The sequence below is a fragment of the Streptomyces sp. NPDC090045 genome (assembly GCF_044747975.1).
Taxonomy (GTDB): Bacteria; Actinomycetota; Actinomycetes; order Streptomycetales; family Streptomycetaceae; genus Streptomyces.
Window position 1 is genome coordinate 1 of the sequence record NZ_JBIVFA010000044.1, and the last position, 1,459, is coordinate 1,459.

Here is a 1,459-nt window from a genome sequence, read left to right on the forward strand (position 1 = left end):
ACAAGAGCTACGACTCCAACCCCAACCGCGAAGAGCTTCGCAAGCGCCGGATCCTGCCTGTGATCTCCAGCAAGGGCTGCCCGAACATCAGGAACATGGGCAAGCCCCGCTACGTCGTGGAGCAGACCTTCGCCCTGCTCCACCAGTTCAAACGACTCGCCGTCCGCTGGGAACACCGCACCGAACTCCATTACGCCTTCGTCTCCCTTGCCTGCAGCCTGATCTGCTGGCGCCGACTCAAGAAACACCGATCACGATCGTGTTACGAGCTCTAAGGCTGCACGAAGAGGAAAGCGCGAAAACGGCGCTCATCGTGCGAGGTGGGATGGCCGCACCCAAATAGTGATCATCTAGGGAGAGCCTGGCCAAAGCGGAGCGGACGCTCACATCCGAGACCTCCAGATCTCACTTGCGGCGGCGAAGCCCTCTCAGGCAGGGCGAAGTATAGGCGGCGATCCCCGGTTTCGGAAACCGGGGATCTTCCGGATGATCGGTCCTCCACCGTCCACACCGACTCTCGAGCGAGGCCGAACCATCCAGGGCCACGACGTTCACCCTCACAGCAAGTCGCTCGACGACAGCGCCCCATATGCCGAATCTCGCTTAGGTGAAGACGAGTTGCTTTAGCGAGACGGATTGGGAGACGCGATCCATAGAGCTGTGCCTGCAGCGCCGAGTCCGACATCCCAGCCGTCCGAAATCGCCATAGGAGTTGTTCTCCGTCCGCGAATCCGGACACCTTTCGCTGGACTTTCCCCACGTTCCCCCTATGGTCGTCGTCCCACTCCAAATCCGACCAGGGGAGCGTGCCAACCTGCCTCCTACAACGACCCGCCCAACTGGCATCATCTGCCGCCGCAAGGACCCCATGGCATCCGAGGAATCAACGACAATCGGGCGAAACGTTTCGCCGAACCTGGTCACCGGCCAGTGGCTCAGGACCGACGAGCTCGCGGGCATTTTGAACCTCGACGCATCCACCCTGCGGCGCTGGCGCACAGCTCGCCCTCCGCAAGGGCCGCCGTTCATCCCGGTCTCTGATCGCGTCACCCTGTACAGCGCTATTGACGTCGAGCACTGGCTCCGCAGCCGCCGCGTCGACCCGGCGCAGGCGGCCTGACATGGCGATTGCGTCTGCCCTCGCTGAGTCAGTGCCTGTCGGCGTCCGTCTCACCGCGGATGTCGAGTACCGCCCCAACAGGCCTTCGCCCTACCGGGCTCGCGTGCGCTGGTGGGACCCCGAGACAAAATCCCGTAAGTCCCTCTCCAAGTCGAAGGAGACTGAGGACAAAGCGCAGGAGTGGATTTCCACCCTGGTCGAGGCCGCCCAGGCCGGCATCAACCCGTCGCTTGCCACCATGCCGCTAGGCCGTTTCCTTCAGATCATCGGATCGTTGGTTGATGTGTGTCGTTGACTGACGCCCAGTGGGCACGCATCGAGCCGTTGTTGCCGGACCGG

General features: G+C 62.7%; 2 protein-coding genes and 1 pseudogene. All 3 read left to right on the forward strand.

The features are described 5' to 3' along the window. A pseudogene (locus ACIPYQ_RS41190) lies at nt 1-275 on the forward strand (IS5/IS1182 family transposase); the annotation flags it as partial. 593 nt (nt 276-868) lie between these two features. Further along, nucleotides 869-1,120: a helix-turn-helix transcriptional regulator gene (locus tag ACIPYQ_RS41195; RefSeq protein WP_401259816.1), complete on the forward strand. Its 252-nt coding sequence runs from the start codon at nt 869-871 to the stop codon at nt 1,118-1,120. A 103-nt stretch (nt 1,121-1,223) separates the two neighbouring features. Continuing rightward, nucleotides 1,224-1,415 (forward strand): hypothetical protein, encoded by a 192-nt coding sequence (locus tag ACIPYQ_RS41200; RefSeq protein WP_401259817.1) that lies wholly within the window; start codon nt 1,224-1,226, stop codon nt 1,413-1,415. Nucleotides 1,416-1,459 lie beyond the last annotated feature (44 nt).